This window comes from Bacillus sp. WC2507 (genome assembly GCF_052656125.1).
Genome location: NZ_JBQXPN010000001.1, coordinates 58292 through 75028 on the forward strand (window position 1 = coordinate 58292; position 16737 = coordinate 75028).

Sequence of the window (16737 nt, forward strand, 5' to 3'; positions counted from 1 at the left end):
GACGTTTTTGAGGGGTAACAATCCTATTCCGACCTTTCCGGTAGACTTTATGGTTATTAGCTTATATCGTCCATTATATTTTGTCAATTCTTTCTAAATAAATATTTTGAGAATTTTTCCAAAATTATTGTTCTATCTTTAATTTAGGTAAACTTAACAAGATACCGTTATAGTTATCTTCTTGCAATCCTTGAATGCGTGCATTATGTGCAGACACAACTTTACTATTATTTAGGAAAATAACAGGCGGATCTTCGCTCAACTCCTGGTACAACTTTTTATAAATTTCTTTTCGTTTTTCAATATCTAATGTTTCTAGTGCCTGCTTAGCTAATTCATCTACTTTTGGATTATAGTATCCATCATAGTTTCGTTTACTTGTCGAAACAAACTCCTCAATTGTTCCACTTGGATCATCAATCATTGGCGTAGATACCATCGCCAAATCATAATCACCTTTTATCACTTTTGAAATCATCGTATTAAAGTCCATATATTCCGGGTTGAACTCTACACCAAGCTTTTTATAATCTTCTTTCATCACAGGAATCATTACATCATTTATTTTACTTGCTGATGAGGCAAAATAACTTACTTTCAGTTTTTGTCCGTCCTTTTCACGAATTCCATCCGAACCTGCTTTCCATCCAGCCTCATCCAATAATTTCTTTGCCTTCTCTAAATTATACTCATATTTATTAATGCCCTCTTCTGTATACGCCCAAGAAACTGGCGTAATCGGTACATTAACAAGTGACGCATAACCTTGGAAATACGTATCAATAACCTTTTGACGCTCTAATCCATAAATAAATGCTTGGCGAACACGTTTATCTTTAAAGTATGGCTTCTTATAATTCATTTTAATGTAGCCGTAAGAGCTTCCTGTATACACATTAATATTAGCAAAACCTAAATCTTTTAATTGTTCAATTGTTTCTGCATTTGTAGAAAATCCGTCGTAATCCACTTCTCCAGCTTGGAATTGCTGCAACTTCGTATCGCCTTTTGAAATTTTATAAATAAAGTGCTCAATCTTCGGCTTTCCTTCAAAATAATTTTCATTTGCTACAAATCGAACTTCTTGACCAGGAATATATTGATCTAACTTATAAGCTCCTGCTCCCACTGGCTTCCCATACAACTCTTTTAAGTACTCCAAGTGTCCTTGTTTATACTCTTTCCCGTAATAAGCTTTAGATATAACTTCTCCGCCAATTAACGATAATGTTTGGGCATTTACCTTTTCGGTTGTAATCGTAATTGTTTTCGGATCAATGACCTGAATTCCCTCAATAGAATTTGCTTTTCCTTCTTTATATGCTTGCCCACCTTTTATTGCTGTTTGACTTATATCAGTCGCCCCACTATAAGTTGGGTCGTGTAATAAAGTTAATGTAAATGCTACATCATCTGCAGTTAACGGTGTACCATCACTAAACTTTAAATCATCTTTCAAATGGAATGTATATGTAAGCTGATCCTCCGAAATATCCCACTTCTTCGCCAAAATAGGAATTGGTTTCCCTTCCTTATCCAGTCCAACAAGAGGCGCAAATATAGCTTGCGTTATATTACCATCCCATCCATTCTCCATAAAGTGCGGAAGGAATATACCCCCAGGACTCGGCATTCCAACTACAAAGGTATCTTTTCTTTCTTTTACTTTTGTAGGACTTTTTGCTTTGTCGCTTGCCTTAATAAATTCATCTTTTACTTTTGGTACGTTCCCGGCTTCATTTGTACTTGCTTCCTCTTGACCACATCCGGCTAGTAATACTGATACACTAAGAAATGTAACAAGTGCTCCTTTAAAAGCATTTTTCATTGCACTCTCACCTTTACCTTCCTAATTTTTAACGATGTAGGAACATAGGCCCCCTTCCTGTAACTATCTTTATTTTTCCTATAAAAATAGTATGAATTAATTTCAAGATTATTCCTTTCCTTTAAACATGTCAATCGTTCTCTTTTATTTCGTATTAAAAAATTGAAAATCCACTTCTATTCGTTCAGCATGAAACATAGAATACTAATAACCAATTACCAAAAAGGGGGCGAAAACATGGACAACCTATTCCAATACGTCCTGCACTACGTATTATTAACAATTATGATAGTTGGGGCGCTATTACTATTCCCATTCTTCCCAAAGTTCGTCCTCTTTTTAGCTTTTTTTATTATGCTCGGGATCGCTATTATCATTTCAACAAAGGAAGATACCACACAAAAAGAAAGCAGAGTTCAGCGTGTAAAGCTGTAACTCTGCTTTTTTCAATCGTAACGTATTCTTGTTAAACCAATCACGAAAAATACTCCTGCAAATAAAATGAGTATACCAATATAGCTTCCTATATCTGCTAATGCACCTCCTCTTACAATCAACTCCGTAAATCCACGCATTGCCCAAGTTTGCGGAACAAAGTTTGCTACTGTTTGCATCCATGCTGGTTCAATTTCAATTGGCCAATAAAGACCACCAATCATGCATGTTGAAATCACAACGATATTCCCTAGCGCGGACTGCTGTTCTGTTGTTTTTACGATGCTTGCTAATAATAAGGCTAGACCAATGACAGCTAGTAATAACGCCGAGGTGAGGGTAATAACTCCTAATAAATTTCCCCACTGCACATCAAATAAGGAATGCGTTAATATCATTAAAACACCAAATTGAATCCACCCTATTAAAAAGAAGGAAAGGATATATCCCGCCAGTATTTGAACTTTTGAAACTGGCGCTTCTAATAAACGAGACCAAACACCAAGTTGCCTAGCTTTTAAAATAGTCCCCGTCGCACTTAACATAACAATCATAACGAATAGAATGGAAAAGCCTGCCGCTCGTCCTGTAACGTTATTTAACTTTTGATCATCATGTGAAATTGACTCTTTTTGAATCGAAACAGGTTCTACTTTTGTATAGGTTTCTTTATACATCGTTTCCCACGAAGTGTTACTTTTCTTCTCAAAATCTCTTGCTGCACTAACTTCTATCTCCATTTTTTTTAATGTGCTTGTCAATACTTGCTCTACAGAAGTTCCACCAGTAAAATCAGCACTGGCCTGAAACTGAATATTTTCTATCTTCCTATCTAGCATACTCTTTTGAAAGTCTTTCGGAATGATAACTATACCCGATGATTTTTTATTTTCAACCTTCTGTTTTCCTTCCTGATACGTTACCTTCTCTATAGAAATTAAGTCACTTTTCTTTATTTCCTCATAATATTTGCTAGATAGTACAGAACCATCTTCATCTACTAAGCTAACATTTACTTTCTCATTCCCACTTCCACCTAAAAGTCCTCCAAAAATGAGTGTAAAAATAATAGGCATTCCAAACATGAGTATATAACTTTGTGGCTTTATTAAAATTTGTTTTAGCTCTAACCAACAAAGCGCCCAAACCTTCTTCATCATTTCCCCTCCTATCTCGTACGTAAACGTAATGTTCCAACCATAACGGAGACAATTCCTGCACTACATAAACTAAAAATAACAGGGAGTAGCACATCCCAAGATGTTCCCGACATAATATTTAAGAAGCTTGTAAGTGCCCATTTATTCGGAGTAACATTTGCAATGGTTTGAAGTGTATCAGGGAATACGTAAATCGGTAACATTGATCCCCCTAATATAGCGAGTATTTGAATACCGATTCCTCCCATTACATCTGCCGTTTTTTCCTCATGGATAAAAGCCGCAATTAACATAGATAAACCAGAAACACAAATTGCATACGAAATTCCCAATACTACTATTTGAGACACATCTTCTCCCCATTCCACATGAAACATAAAGTGCGTAGCAGCTATAAATATTCCAAATTGTATACAAGCAAATAGTAATGTACCTAAAAACTTTCCAAATAAAATTGAAAATGAGCTCGTCGGTGTACTGAACAAACGCGCCAACGTTTCAGTTCGTTGCTCTGTTACAACTGACTTTGCACCTACTGTTATGTTATATAGTAAAAACATGACTAACATCGCTGCTGCATAATATTGCATCGCTGCAACTGTTTTTTTACCTATCGTCCCTCTTTTAATGTTATCCGCATTTGTAGTTGCTATCGCCTGTAAACTTCCACTTACCTCTTTTGCAACTTGTGCTACATCACCCTGCTGAGATTTCACTAATTCTGTTACAACACTTTTAGTAGATACTGCGACTGTTTGAACACGTTCTGAAAAGGATCGGATCATTGATTCAGCAATTTTCGCTTGTATATTTTTTGATGGGTCTATAAGCACCTTTGGTTCTTTTAATTTTCCATCTTGTACTTGTTCGCTCCATTTATTTGGGATGACGATTCCCACATCGATTTTCTTTTCCTTTAACATATCTTCAAGCTCTTCCTGAGAATGAACTATCTTTACTTTCACATCATCTTTTATTTCTTTAGATTGCAATACGTCTTTTTGAAAGACATCTGCCAACTCATCAGTTCCCACTTGATAATAGCCAATCACTGTTTTCGGTAGTCCACCATTATCAAATATATTACTTAACGCTGAACCTAAAATCGCTGTTAATAAAAGCGGCATAATTAACATCATCATAAATCCGCGCCGATCAATTAAACGTATTTTTAAATCCTTCCATGCAATAATAAAACTTTTCATCCCACACTAACCTCCTTAATCACGAAGTGAACGTCCTGTTAATTGTAAAAAGAGTGCCTCTAAATTTGGTTCTTGTACTTCAAGCTTTAAAATTTGAGCGTTGTTCTCAACAACTACTGACACAACTGTACCAATAGACTCGCCACCATTTAGTCCAATATCAATCGTGCTATTATCTTCATCAAAAATAATCCGTTCAACAACAGATAGTGATTTCAACTTTTGTAGCAATTCCGTACTATAACGATTTAATTGCAATCTCACTATAAACCCATCTGCCAGGCGATTACATAGCTCCCTTTTCGTTCCTAATGCAATTACCTTTCCGTGATCAACAATTGCAATTCGTTCACATAAATACTCTACTTCTTCCATGTAATGACTCGTATAAATAACCGTCATACCTTTTTCATTTAATTTCTTAACAGTTTCTAAGATATGATTTCTCGATTGTGGATCAATCCCGACTGTCGGTTCATCCATAATTAATAACTCTGGTTCGTGCATAAGTGCTGCACCAATATTAATACGCCTTTTCATGCCACCTGAAAATGTTTCAATTTTATCTTTTCCGCGGTCCTGTAAACCGACGTAGGCTAATACTTCCTCTGCCCTCTCTTTTGCAACTTTTCCATTTAAACCGTACATCTTTCCCCAAAAAATCAAATTTTCCTTTGCTGAAAGTGTCGGATACAAAGCAATGTCTTGCGGAACAATACCAATTTTCTTTTTCGCTTCTAATGGATATTCTTTTACAGATTTCCCACCAACTTTTATATCTCCACTATCGTACGGAATTAATCCACAAATCATTGATATTGTCGTTGATTTTCCCGCTCCATTTGGACCAAGCAATCCAAATGTTTCACCTTTTTTCACTTCAAAAGACACATTCTTTATGATTTCCTTCTTACCAAATGATTTCGTAATATGATCTATGACTAACATACTGATTCAGCCCCTTTGCATTCATCTACACTTTCATTGTAGAAAATTTTTTTCTTCTCTCCATCACCCTTGAGATAGAAATACAAAATAAAAAAGCAGCAAATTCTGCTGCTTTTTCACAATTATATATGCCAAAAGTCATGTGTACATCGTGATGCCATACCTTACTGCATATATGGCAGCTTGCGTTCGATCTCTCAGTTCTAACTTACTAATTAAATTAGAAACATGATTCTTAACAGTCCCTTCTGTAATAAATAGCTTTTCCGCAATCTCTTTATTATTTAAACCAAGTCCAATTTCTCTTAAAACATCTACTTCTCGCTCAGTTAATTGCGCTAATTGTTCTGGTGTGGTGCACTCTACTGCTACTTTTGTCTTTTTTAATTCTTTTATGATTTGCGCTGTTATATCCTGAGGAAGCACAGCCCCTCCACTATGCACCGTTAAAATTGCTTGAGCAATTGCATCTGCCTCCATATCTTTCAATAAATAACCACTCGCTCCTTGCTCCAATGCTTCAAAAATAAGCTCACTATCACTAAAAGTCGTCAGCATAAGTACCTTTATATGAGGGAACTGTTCTCTAACTAAACGTGTTCCTTCAACACCATTCATACGAGGCATCCTAATATCCATCAAAATAATTTCAGGATGTAGCTCTTTCACCTTTTGTATCACTTCGTCTCCATCCGTAGCCGTTCCCACTACATCGAGTTCCGGACTTAAATTTAATAACATCGCTAAACCATCACGAATGAGCGATTGATCATCAACAATCATAATCCGAATCATACAGTTCCCCCTATTATCCACGTTTTCTCCTGAAGTGGAAATTCAATCTGTAACCGAAAGCCTTTTTCTATCTCACTCTCAAATTGAATAGTTCCACCATGTTCCTCTACTCGTTCTTTCATATTAAGTAAACCAAAACCCGGGCTTACCTCGTTAACTCCCACGCCATTATCCAAAATACATAGTTTAACTTGTTTCGCCGAACAAATTAAACTCACTTCACATAAACTCGCTTTCCCATGCCGCTTTGCATTTGTTAAAGACTCTTGCATAACTCGGAGCAGTGTAGGTTGTAGTGACAACGGAATCACAACCGGATCCCCTTCTAATTGAAAAGATACTTGTACTTTCGTCGCTTTAGAATATCCATGTAACATTTCACGCATATTCTCTATTATGTTCCCTAGTTTACCTTCTTCTTTTAAAGCATGTACAGAAGCTCTAACCTCTTGAAGTGATTTTCTGGCTAGCCCATGACATGTATGTAAAACCTCTTCCGTAGCGTCCGATTTTTGTTTCCACAAAGCCTCTGCCAGTTGTAATTGAACAAGTAAGGCTGTCATATTATGACCGACAGTATCATGAATTTCTCGGGCAATATCATTTCGCTCCCGAACAGCTGTCAATTCTTCTACCTCTTTGGCATATAGACGTAATTGTTCATGCGCTTCTTTTAAAGCTGTATGAGATAATGCTAATTCTCCATATTGCTCATCTACCATTTTCCGAGCAGCTGTAAGTTTTTTTATTAAGCTTCCAGCTAAAGCACTAAAAACGATGAACATAAAATTAATGGCATTACTCTCCAATTCTAAACTACCTGTATGTTGATATGCATGTAGTATATTAATAAGCCAACAAAGAAAGAAAAAAGTAATAAAAAAGTACGTCATGCTTCTACGAAATTCATGAATAAATAGTCCTACTGCATCAATTCCAAATATAATTAAATATAAACATGTCTCAGGAAATAAAAAACCTAATAAAGCTGTGACTATCCCATTTGCTAATAGTGTATAAAAAACAAGCTTTTTACCTCCACTTACTTTTACTAGCAAAATATGATTCACAATATAAATAAAAAGTGCTGTACCTACAAAAAGTTGCAAATGTGCTGTTTCACGTGAAACATGGTTTGCATAAACAAAACAAATCATAACGATTGTAGCAATCCGTGCGTATCCTAACATAACATTCTCCTCACGTTTTAATAACTTAAAGTTCTTCTCTTTATTGCAACAACAAGAAAATTATACCAATTTTTATCTTTCCGTACACAAAAAGAGCAAGCCTCCCTCAAAATATGAGAAAAACAACTTGCTCTTTCATTCTAATTTCTTTACTCCACAATATTCTCTAACTCATTATATAACTCCGCTCGCAACAACTCTTTCTTCGTTTTTTCTTCATACAATTGTTCAAGCATTTCAACATCAACTACATGCTCCATCTTACACTCAAGCGCATATATATCCTCTTCTACATGCATTAACTCCGTTTCAATATCCTCAACATTCCTAACTTCTTTCTTTTTTACAGGAGCTGTTTCAATATTTTTTCTTCCTTGGCGTTGCTGCTTTATTACTTGTTTCTCGAGCTTTTCTTCCCACTTTTGACGAGCCCATGCGTAGTTCCCTGCAAACTCAAATAATTTATGCTCATCAATCCAATACGTCTTTTCAAATAACTTATTCAAAAAATAACGATCATGTGAAACAGCTAAAATCGTTCCATTATATTGCTCAAGAGCTTCCTCTAAAACTTCCCTTGATTCAATGTCGAGATGGTTTGTCGGCTCATCTAAAATTAAAAAATTGATATCTTGATACATAAGTTGCGCAAGTCTTAACCTCATTTTTTCTCCACCGCTCAGTTGCGTTACTTTCTTAAACACCGCTGGACCATAAAATAAAAACTTAGCTAATATATGTCTCGCTTCTCCCTCTGTTACAGCTACATATTCCCTGAAAGCCTCTAATACATTACTCTTCATATTTCCGTACGCATGTTGTGATAAATAACCAATTTTCACACTACTACCAATACGGATCTCTCCAACGTCTGGTTCTATTTCTTCTAATAATAACTTTAGTAGCGTTGTCTTTCCTGTACCATTACGACCAACGATCGCCGCACGCTCTTGAAAACGAACATGTAAATTCGCTTCGTTAAATAAAGGGTGGTCAGCAAATCCTTTACTCACTTCTTTCATTACAACAACATCTTTCCCACTTCTCTCTTTCCCTTCAAACTGAAGTCCCATTTGTTTTCGTTCTAAAATAGGTTTCTTTAGTTTCTCTATACGTTCCAGTGCACGTTCCATACTTCTCGCTCTCTTATGCAATCCTTCATTCGGAGGATTCGCCTGATTTGCCCATTCACGTAGTCGTTTAATTGCTTCTTTCATTTTCTTTATTTTCTTTTGCTGTTCTTGATAAGCCTGAAACTCCTGAAGTAACCGTTCTTCCTTTTCCTCAACAAACTGAGAATAGTTTGTATGATACACGTGAATCTCTCCATCTTCTAAATCAAAAATCTTCGTTACAACTTCATCAAGGAAATAGCGATCATGTGAAATGACCATAACCGTTCCATTGTATTCTTTTAAAAATTGCTCTAGCCATTCTACGGCGAATAAATCTAAATGATTGGTTGGTTCATCTAATAGAAGTAAATCTGGTTTCTGCAACAACATGTATGCAAGGCTTACTTTTGTTTGTTCCCCACCACTTAACTCGGAAAATGATCGGAGAAATAGTTCTGTCACCTGTAGACCGTTTGCTACCTTCATCATATTCGCTTCTATTTCATAACCACCAAGAAACGCAAACTTTTCTTGGATTACTCCGTATCTCTCCATTAATCTTTGTAAAGCAGACGGTTCCCGTTCTTCTGCCATATGTTTTTCTAAAGCACGCATTTCTCTTTCTAATTCCTTTTCTGTTTTAAAGGCGGAACTCAATACATCATATATAGTCATACCCTCATCAAATTTCGGAATTTGTGCCACATGACCAATACATGTACCTTTCTTCATATGAATGGCCCCTGCATCCAAACTTTCCATTCCAGTTAGAAGCTGAAAGATTGTTGTCTTCCCACTACCGTTACGACCAACTAATCCAACACGTTCACCATTCTTTATTTCAAGCGATATATTTTCAAATATGATGTTTCCACCAAAAGATTTCGTTACATTATTTACACTACAAATTGTCATTTTCCGTACTCCTTTCAATATAAAAAACCATGGGAAAGAAACATTCCCCATGGTTTTCGGCATAGAAAAAGGAAGCCAAATAGCTCCCTTTTCACACGTTTATTAAAAATGGGTGAAGAGATTTCTATCGTTCAATAGCTACTATGCAATTGTTAAAAAAGGACAGACGTATCCCGTTAACAACTACATCATGAAAAATCGCACGACAAAAATAGATATAATCTAAAAATTTGGCACGTGCAGCTAAAGAACGTTTCATCTCATTCACCTCTTTCGTACGGAATTTAATACTTACTTCTTTATTATACTTCCCCATTTCATGTTTGAATAGTCATTTTTCTGAAAATAATGAAGATAGACTAAACATTTCAATAAGTGACATCAAATCTTACAACACTGTTATGTTCACGTAATGGAAAGCGATAGTACGAAAAAGCGCCTCCCTATACAATAAAGATGTAAACAAGAGAGACAACAAAAGGAGGAAAACAATCATGATGAAAGAAATCGTAAAAGCAATCTTTGAGGTATTAGTGAACGGACAAGCAGTTGTAAAAGAACTAAACGAACTATAAAAAGGAGTGAAGGAATATGATGAACATGGTAAAAATGATTTTACACGCTCTAGTTGATGCAAAAGCAGTTAGCCAAGAATTAAACGAACAATAAAAAAGGGGTAAATGAATATGAAGAAAGCCATTATTGTAATCGCAAGTACAGCAATTGCCTTATACACAATAAAAAATAGAAAAAAGAAGCACAATAAAAACGATCTATATTATCCATACACATTATTAAAGAAAAAATAAAAGACAAGGTACCCTATCTTAATGAGGATATCTTGTCTTTTATTTTTCCTATCCCCTTTAAAGGATTTCCTTCTCCTTTTCCCGAATGTATTAAGCGGGATTTTTTACACATATTTTAAAGGGGCACATATACAAATGGATACACAACAACTATACTTTTTAAACGATATCGGCAAACAAAAACCAGAAAGCATCCGGAATAGAAGCGCTGCATGTCCTTTTTGTGACAGAGAAAATTTAACGGATATTTTAGCTACTGAAGACTCAATTATTTGGCTAAAAAACAAATTTCCTACATTAAAAGATACATTTCAAACGGTGCTAATCGAAACAGATAATTGTGAAGACCATATTGCGACATATACAGAAGAACATATGAGATCGCTAATCCGTTTCTCCATTCAACATTGGTTAGACTTACAGAAGAATGAAGAATTCACATCTGTGATTTTATACAAAAATCATGGTCCATTCTCAGGCGGAAGTTTGCATCATGCACACATGCAGATTATTGGAATGAAATATGTAGACTACCTCGATAACGTAGAACAGGAAAACTTCCAAGGAGTAATTGTGCAAAAAAACGAACACATTGAACTCAATATTTCAGATCGTCCTATTATCGGTTTTACTGAATTTAATATCATCATTGAAGATGTTGAATGCATAGATGAACTAGCAAATTATATTCAACAAACTGTACGTTACATACTGACAGATTTCCATAAAGGATGTAGTAGTTATAACTTATTCTTCTATTACTTAGACGGAAAAATCATTTGTAAAGTTGTTCCTAGGTTTGTCGTTTCACCATTGTATGTAGGATATAAAATACCGCAAGTTTCCACAAAACTAGAAGACGTGAAAATACAACTCGCGCAGTACTTCACGAGCGAAAAAGATACAATTATTCACAAAAAAACAGAGTAGGTATAGAAAACCTACTCTTTGATTACACCTTTATTTCGATAGTACACGTCCTCTAACCCGACGTTATACTTCATGTTATTATCCGTCCACTCTGGTCCTAAATTTCCCGGCCATCCAGATGTATTTGCTATATATTTTAGTAATGCAAAATCAGTCAAACCTTTTTGCACCCCGCGCTTATATCCTTTCATTAAATGCGGCATTGCAATTTGCGCATTTGTACGTGGATCTTTCAACTCTTCATCAGTTAAATGCTCTGGTGCAAGTCCACCCCCGCGATGCAATTGAAACAATCCGAATGAAGTTCCATTATCTCCAACACTTCTTGGATTTAACCGGCTTTCATGTTCGGCAATTGTAAGAGGTATCCATTCTGGAAGATTGACTTTCTTTGCTTCCTCTATAATAATTTGTTTCATCTGTTTTGCTTCTTCTGAGTCAACATAGCTTGTCTCATTCATTAACTTGCCCATTCCTTCAGACTTTCCTTGGAAATATAAGTACACCCCAAGAACAACTAAAAATCCTACAAAGAATTTCTTCACTACCTCTACCTCTTTCTCCGCTGAAATTTGTCCCCTTTCAGCCTTCTTCCCTTTACAATTACCAACATTCTATCATTCTCTTACCCTTTTATCATAGCAAATAACTATACATATTATCATCATGCTTTAGACCGATTTTGTGAAAAAACAGCTGGTAAATACGTGCAAAAATGTAACTTTCATAGACCACAACGTATTTTTTGTATATAATTGTAAATTGAACTCTACATATAGAATAGGAGCAAACCAAATGAAAAAGTGCATAATACTCTTGTTCAGCATTTTACTTCTTATGCCTATCCACACCTCTGCACAAACGTCACCAAAACCAAAAGTACTTGTTTTATATAGTACAAAAGACGATAAAATTACAAATAATATTCAAATACTTAATACTCAATTAGGCCATTTTACAAACGATATAACTACGAAAAGTTTAAAACAAGCTAATGAAATTACTAATTCATCTTCTTATACACATATTGTCTATATCGGTGAACAAAAGGAAGAGTTTCCTGCTGAAGCAAAACAACTGATAGAAAATTTCTCAGGCCCAGTATTAGTTCTAGGACAAAATGTTGAACAATTATCTAATCGCTTTTCTTTCATTACTCTAAAGGATAATGAGATACGAGTTAATAAAATCGAATATCCAAGCCATAAACTAAAAAACACTTTAGAAGAGGAACGGTTGATTCAATCCTTTGATACAAACGGAACTGTTCTTGCTAACGCTGTAAGCTCAAATAGCAAGAACCCACTTATCGTTCACCATGAAACATCTTATTACGTTGCAACGCCAAATCTCTTTGACTGGATGTCTCATTACGTCGGTGAAATGTTATTTTCTTACTTTGGACAAAAATCGACGACAAATAAAGTAGAAGCTTATTTACGTCTTGAGGACGTTCATCCAGCCGCAGATACAAATCAATTAAAAGAAATTGCTGAATTACTAAAAGAGAAAAAGATCCCTTATATGATTACAGTCATACCGGTATATAAAGATCCGGATACAGGAAAGACCATACATTTAAAAGATAAACCTGAGCTAGTCGATCTTTTACGCTCTATGCAAGATGATGGTGCAGCAATTATTATGCATGGTTATACTCACCAATTTTATGATAGTGAAACTGGTGAAGGTTTTGAATTTTGGGACGTAAAAACAGATCAACCAATTCGTCAACCGAAGCATGAAAAATCAAAAACAAAAGATGACTTTCCTAATATAGAGGCATATAATGCATACGTAAAAAAAGGAGAAGAGTTTGAAGAAAAATATACGACTGATCATATTGAAAAAGGCATTCAAGAACTTGTAGATGCCAAACTATATCCTGTCGCATTTGAAGCACCTCATTACACGATGTCTCAAAAAGGATACGAAATATTATCAAGGTACTTTTCAACTTATGTAGGACAACTACAGTTAAGTGATACAACTTGGAAATCCATGCACTCACCATTTTATACAAGTACCCCATCATTTTTACACGGAATGAAATTAATGCCTGAAACAGTCGGCTTTATCGAAGAAGATAAGCCACATGCTATTGCAAAGATGAAGGAACGTGCTGTATCTGTTGCTAAATTATCCGATGGCGTTATTGGTGCATTCTATCATCCTTACTTAGGTGTGAAACCATTAAAAGAAGTATTAAAGGATCTAGAAAGTATTCCAAATATAGAATGGATTGATTTACAAAAAGAAACAAATGAAGTGAAAATGAAAAATATTCATATTACCACTAACAAAGATGGCATTCATGTTGAAAAACCAACAAGCGCAGATGACGTAATGGATTATATAAAACAATATGGGTTCTTCCTTATACTTGGTTTCTTCGTCATTGTCTTTCTTTTCCTATTAAGACGCGCGAAAAAATTAGAGTCATAATACAAAACCACCAAGTAGAATGCTTGGTGGTTTTTTTAACTTAAACCAAAACGTGGCATGTTATTAATAACCCATTGATTATTTTCATAAACAAATTCAACTTCTACTTTTTCCGTTACATTATCATAGTCATTATACGTTTCTACCTGCGCTTTTATTTTCCCATCCTTCAAATCGGTAGAAATAATTTTTGTAAATTTAGTCGCTGCTTTTGACCCTGGATCTCCAATAGCATAGTGCATTTTTCCATTTAACTCTTTAATATACTTACTCTTCATATACTCTGCTATAAATGATTTTGAGAAGTACGTAGATAGCGTAGTCTCTAAAGTATCCCTCGTATTATAAATAGGATTCACTAATTCCCCGTACGAAAAATCCCCTACTCGTTTTGGGTTTCCTGTTAGTGCAGCCATTTGAATATTAGTAAGTTCCTTCTGTGCATTCCATACTTTCTGTAACATACCGTCATCTGCTAACTTCTTATCTTGTGCTTCATTTGATTTCTTTGTATCTAGATTCAAAATAGTCCCGTTATCCGTATAGAGATACATATCTCCTGCTACAAAATATAAATAGGATTTCGTTGGTTCAACCGCTTTATTATAAATCACTTTTTCATTTCCACCATTCATTTTCTTCTTATATACTCCGTCCTTTTTTAAATAATAAAAAGTATCCCCTTTCACATTCATCTGCAAGGCATCCTTTACCAATAGCTTTTCATTATTTTGTTGAATGTCTATTTCATATATGCCATGCTCAGCTTCATTTGTTTCAAAAGGTAACGAGAAGTCGACAACAGCATATAATTTTTCATTATTATACGTAGCACTAGATATTGTTGCATAATTTTCTTTTGACCAAGTTTTATTATCCTTTGTCACTTGCGTTCCACGATTTTTATTCCAATGTAGAATACTATCGTCTATCGTTCGAGACCAACCAGAGTTTTTAAATGCCGCTTCTTCTTCCTGTCCCGTTTTCAAATCCATTTTTACAATCCCTACAATATCAAAGCCACCATGCTCAGAATATTTTTTCGGATAAAATAAAGTTTGGTCTTTTATATAAACATAATTTGTATCATCTTTTAACGTGTCTAGCTTTTTGCTAGATATATCATACTTCATTAAATAAGATAATCCTGCATTCTTATCTTTATCCGTATGAATAAAATATAAAGATTTATCTTTTATATTTATGTAAGAAGCATTTACGCCTTTTACTACAGGCTCTGCTGTTTGAAATTGATCTTTCGTACGATAAATGCCTCCTGTATTTTTATCACCATTCACCGCATAGTAAATCCAGCCGTTACTTTCTGCCATTTTCCCTTCATTAGAACTGTTTCCAACCGTATTCCCATTCTTCTCATTTTCTTTCATCTGTTTTTCAACTACTGGATCAATTTTTTCTTCCTTATTTTCTTGTTTTGCGTTTGGATTTATAGCCTTTGTTTCTGCTTCACACCCAAATGCTGCAAGTGAAAGTGCACCGACCATCATTGTAATAGCTATTTTTTTATATGCTTTCCCCATTTTTCCCCCTACTTCCTTCATCAAATTAAACACATCATAAATTATAGAAAATATTAGAAAAAATATCCATAATAAAAAGGATAAGAGTAACTCTCCTATCCTTTTAAGTAAAATTGAATCGTATTTTCATATATCGTTTTCGTAACCCTATCAACAGATATGTTTTTTATAACACTAATTTCCTTTAATACCTCTCGAATCATCCTCGGATGCGTCATAACATCCTCTTGAAATTCCCACGGTCCATCTGTTTCTACCATCATATATTCAAGTGGATAATACGAAACAATTTTTCTAATCTTCTCCTTATGTAAAACATCTGGTGTGATAGAAATATAATAACCGTTCCTCATCATCCGTTTCATTGTTGTTTCACTTCCCTTAAACCAATGAAAGTGTGCACGCGAAACTTTATGTTCCTCTAGTAAATCACATACGATATCAGCATCTTCATAAACAGCGTGCAAAACAATCGGCAAATCGTACTTCCTCGCTAACTCTATAAACCTTTTCAATACCGCTATATATGGCTCTAGAGTAATATCTTTCTCTTCTTGCCTTAAATAATATGGTAATCCCACTTCACCAATCGCAACTATGTCCTCTACATGATCTTCAATTAATTTATACATTTGCTCACAGTCTTCTTTATGAATCGGTTGCTCCGGATGAAAACCTATTGCTGGATGCACAAAAGGATATCGCTTTGCTAAAGATAAAGTTTCTTTACATGATTGATAATTCATAGATACCGCAATAAGCCCCTTTATCTCTTTACTATTTTCCACATCTTTAAGTAATCTACTTTTTTCTTCATCCTTATATTGATCAACATGTATATGACTATCAATCCATTTCATTTTTATTCCCCCATAAAAAAAACAAGAAAGGATCTCCCTTCTTGTTTTGTCATCTATATTATTTAACAATTAAGTTTGTTATGATATCAAATAATCCAATACATACTACGGCAACAGTAAAGTAGCTACAGAAATCTTTAATTGGAAACTTCACTACTTCTTCTTTACGCATCCCAGTTTTCTCCCTTCTTACTATATCCCTAATTATTTTATCTATTTGTATCTATTATGCAAAAAATATGACAAATTTACTATCGAATTAACTTACGTAAACCTTACAATGTTGTAAGGTTTATAAAAAGAGCCCCATCTACATACAGATGAGGGCTATTAAAAAGTAGTTGGTTTTTCATTCTTCATTAACATTACAAACAGAAAGTAATACAGTGCGACTTTCTAATTACACTATATGAAATTCACTATCTTTTAACTATCGAATTACATTACAGAAGACTTACATGTTTGTAAGCTATGTGTAATGTAATTCGATAGTTTCCCTTGCCTACATCTCGTACAATAAAGTTAGAAAGTAAGCCAAATAAGAAGAACACTCACATAACC

15 protein-coding genes are annotated in these 16737 nt (G+C 34.8%); 4 read left to right on the forward strand and 11 right to left on the reverse strand.

The features are described 5' to 3' along the window. Window positions 1-124: 124 nt before the first annotated feature. Window positions 125-1828, reverse strand: a complete 1704-nt coding sequence (locus tag ACUN28_RS00360; RefSeq protein ID WP_016089604.1) for an ABC transporter substrate-binding protein — start codon at window positions 1826-1828, stop codon at window positions 125-127. A gap of 237 nt (window positions 1829-2065) precedes the next feature. Here ACUN28_RS00360 and ACUN28_RS00365 point away from each other — a divergent pair, with 237 nt between their 5' ends. After that, window positions 2066-2263, forward strand: a complete 198-nt coding sequence (locus tag ACUN28_RS00365) for a hypothetical protein (protein ID WP_000369250.1) — start codon at window positions 2066-2068, stop codon at window positions 2261-2263. An 11-nt stretch (window positions 2264-2274) separates the two neighbouring features. Here the strand turns inward: ACUN28_RS00365 and ACUN28_RS00370 are convergent, their stop codons facing one another. From ACUN28_RS00370 to ACUN28_RS00400, 7 genes are all read right to left on the reverse strand, one after another. Continuing rightward, the gene (locus tag ACUN28_RS00370; RefSeq protein WP_016089605.1) at window positions 2275-3420 is read right to left on the reverse strand and encodes an ABC transporter permease; all 1146 of its coding nucleotides are present in this window, start codon (window positions 3418-3420) and stop codon (window positions 2275-2277) included. 11 nt (window positions 3421-3431) lie between these two features. Further along, on the reverse strand, window positions 3432-4628 hold the full coding sequence (locus tag ACUN28_RS00375; protein WP_016089606.1) for an ABC transporter permease: 1197 nt from the start codon (window positions 4626-4628) through the stop codon (window positions 3432-3434). A gap of 15 nt (window positions 4629-4643) precedes the next feature. After that, the gene (locus ACUN28_RS00380) at window positions 4644-5576 is read right to left on the reverse strand and encodes an ABC transporter ATP-binding protein (RefSeq protein WP_016089607.1); all 933 of its coding nucleotides are present in this window, start codon (window positions 5574-5576) and stop codon (window positions 4644-4646) included. A gap of 138 nt (window positions 5577-5714) precedes the next feature. Then, a complete protein-coding gene (locus tag ACUN28_RS00385; RefSeq protein WP_016089608.1) occupies window positions 5715-6371 on the reverse strand; it encodes a response regulator in 657 nt (218 codons plus the stop codon). Continuing rightward, entirely contained in the window at window positions 6368-7561 is a 1194-nt protein-coding gene (locus ACUN28_RS00390; protein WP_016089609.1) for a sensor histidine kinase, read from the reverse strand. The genes ACUN28_RS00385 and ACUN28_RS00390 overlap by 4 nt, the downstream gene beginning before the upstream one ends. 149 nt (window positions 7562-7710) lie before the next feature. Next, window positions 7711-9591: a ribosomal protection-like ABC-F family protein gene (abc-f, locus tag ACUN28_RS00395; protein ID WP_016089610.1), complete on the reverse strand. Its 1881-nt coding sequence runs from the start codon at window positions 9589-9591 to the stop codon at window positions 7711-7713. A gap of 124 nt (window positions 9592-9715) precedes the next feature. Continuing rightward, on the reverse strand, window positions 9716-9850 hold the full coding sequence (locus ACUN28_RS00400) for an RAxF-45 family protein (protein ID WP_046956655.1): 135 nt from the start codon (window positions 9848-9850) through the stop codon (window positions 9716-9718). A 421-nt stretch (window positions 9851-10271) separates the two neighbouring features. On the opposite strand from ACUN28_RS00400, the gene ACUN28_RS00405 reads away from it, so the two are divergent. Beyond that, on the forward strand, window positions 10272-10400 hold the full coding sequence (locus ACUN28_RS00405; protein ID WP_002006681.1) for a hypothetical protein: 129 nt from the start codon (window positions 10272-10274) through the stop codon (window positions 10398-10400). Between the two features lie 135 nt (window positions 10401-10535). Then, on the forward strand, window positions 10536-11330 hold the full coding sequence (locus ACUN28_RS00410; RefSeq protein ID WP_033659610.1) for a DUF4931 domain-containing protein: 795 nt from the start codon (window positions 10536-10538) through the stop codon (window positions 11328-11330). 11 nt (window positions 11331-11341) lie between these two features. Here the strand turns inward: ACUN28_RS00410 and ACUN28_RS00415 are convergent, their stop codons facing one another. After that, window positions 11342-11875, reverse strand: a complete 534-nt coding sequence (locus ACUN28_RS00415) for a transglycosylase SLT domain-containing protein (RefSeq protein ID WP_000713257.1) — start codon at window positions 11873-11875, stop codon at window positions 11342-11344. Between the two features lie 250 nt (window positions 11876-12125). Between ACUN28_RS00415 and ACUN28_RS00420 the strand changes: the two genes are divergently transcribed. Then, entirely contained in the window at window positions 12126-13775 is a 1650-nt protein-coding gene (locus tag ACUN28_RS00420) for a DUF2334 domain-containing protein (RefSeq protein ID WP_016089612.1), read from the forward strand. 35 nt (window positions 13776-13810) lie between these two features. On the opposite strand, the gene ACUN28_RS00425 is transcribed toward ACUN28_RS00420, so the two are convergent. Both ACUN28_RS00425 and ACUN28_RS00430 read right to left on the reverse strand, forming a co-directional pair. Next, window positions 13811-15316 (reverse strand): DL-endopeptidase inhibitor IseA family protein, encoded by a 1506-nt coding sequence (locus tag ACUN28_RS00425; protein WP_016089613.1) that lies wholly within the window; start codon window positions 15314-15316, stop codon window positions 13811-13813. Between the two features lie 95 nt (window positions 15317-15411). Further along, window positions 15412-16176, reverse strand: a complete 765-nt coding sequence (locus ACUN28_RS00430) for a TatD family hydrolase (protein ID WP_016089614.1) — start codon at window positions 16174-16176, stop codon at window positions 15412-15414. Window positions 16177-16737 lie beyond the last annotated feature (561 nt).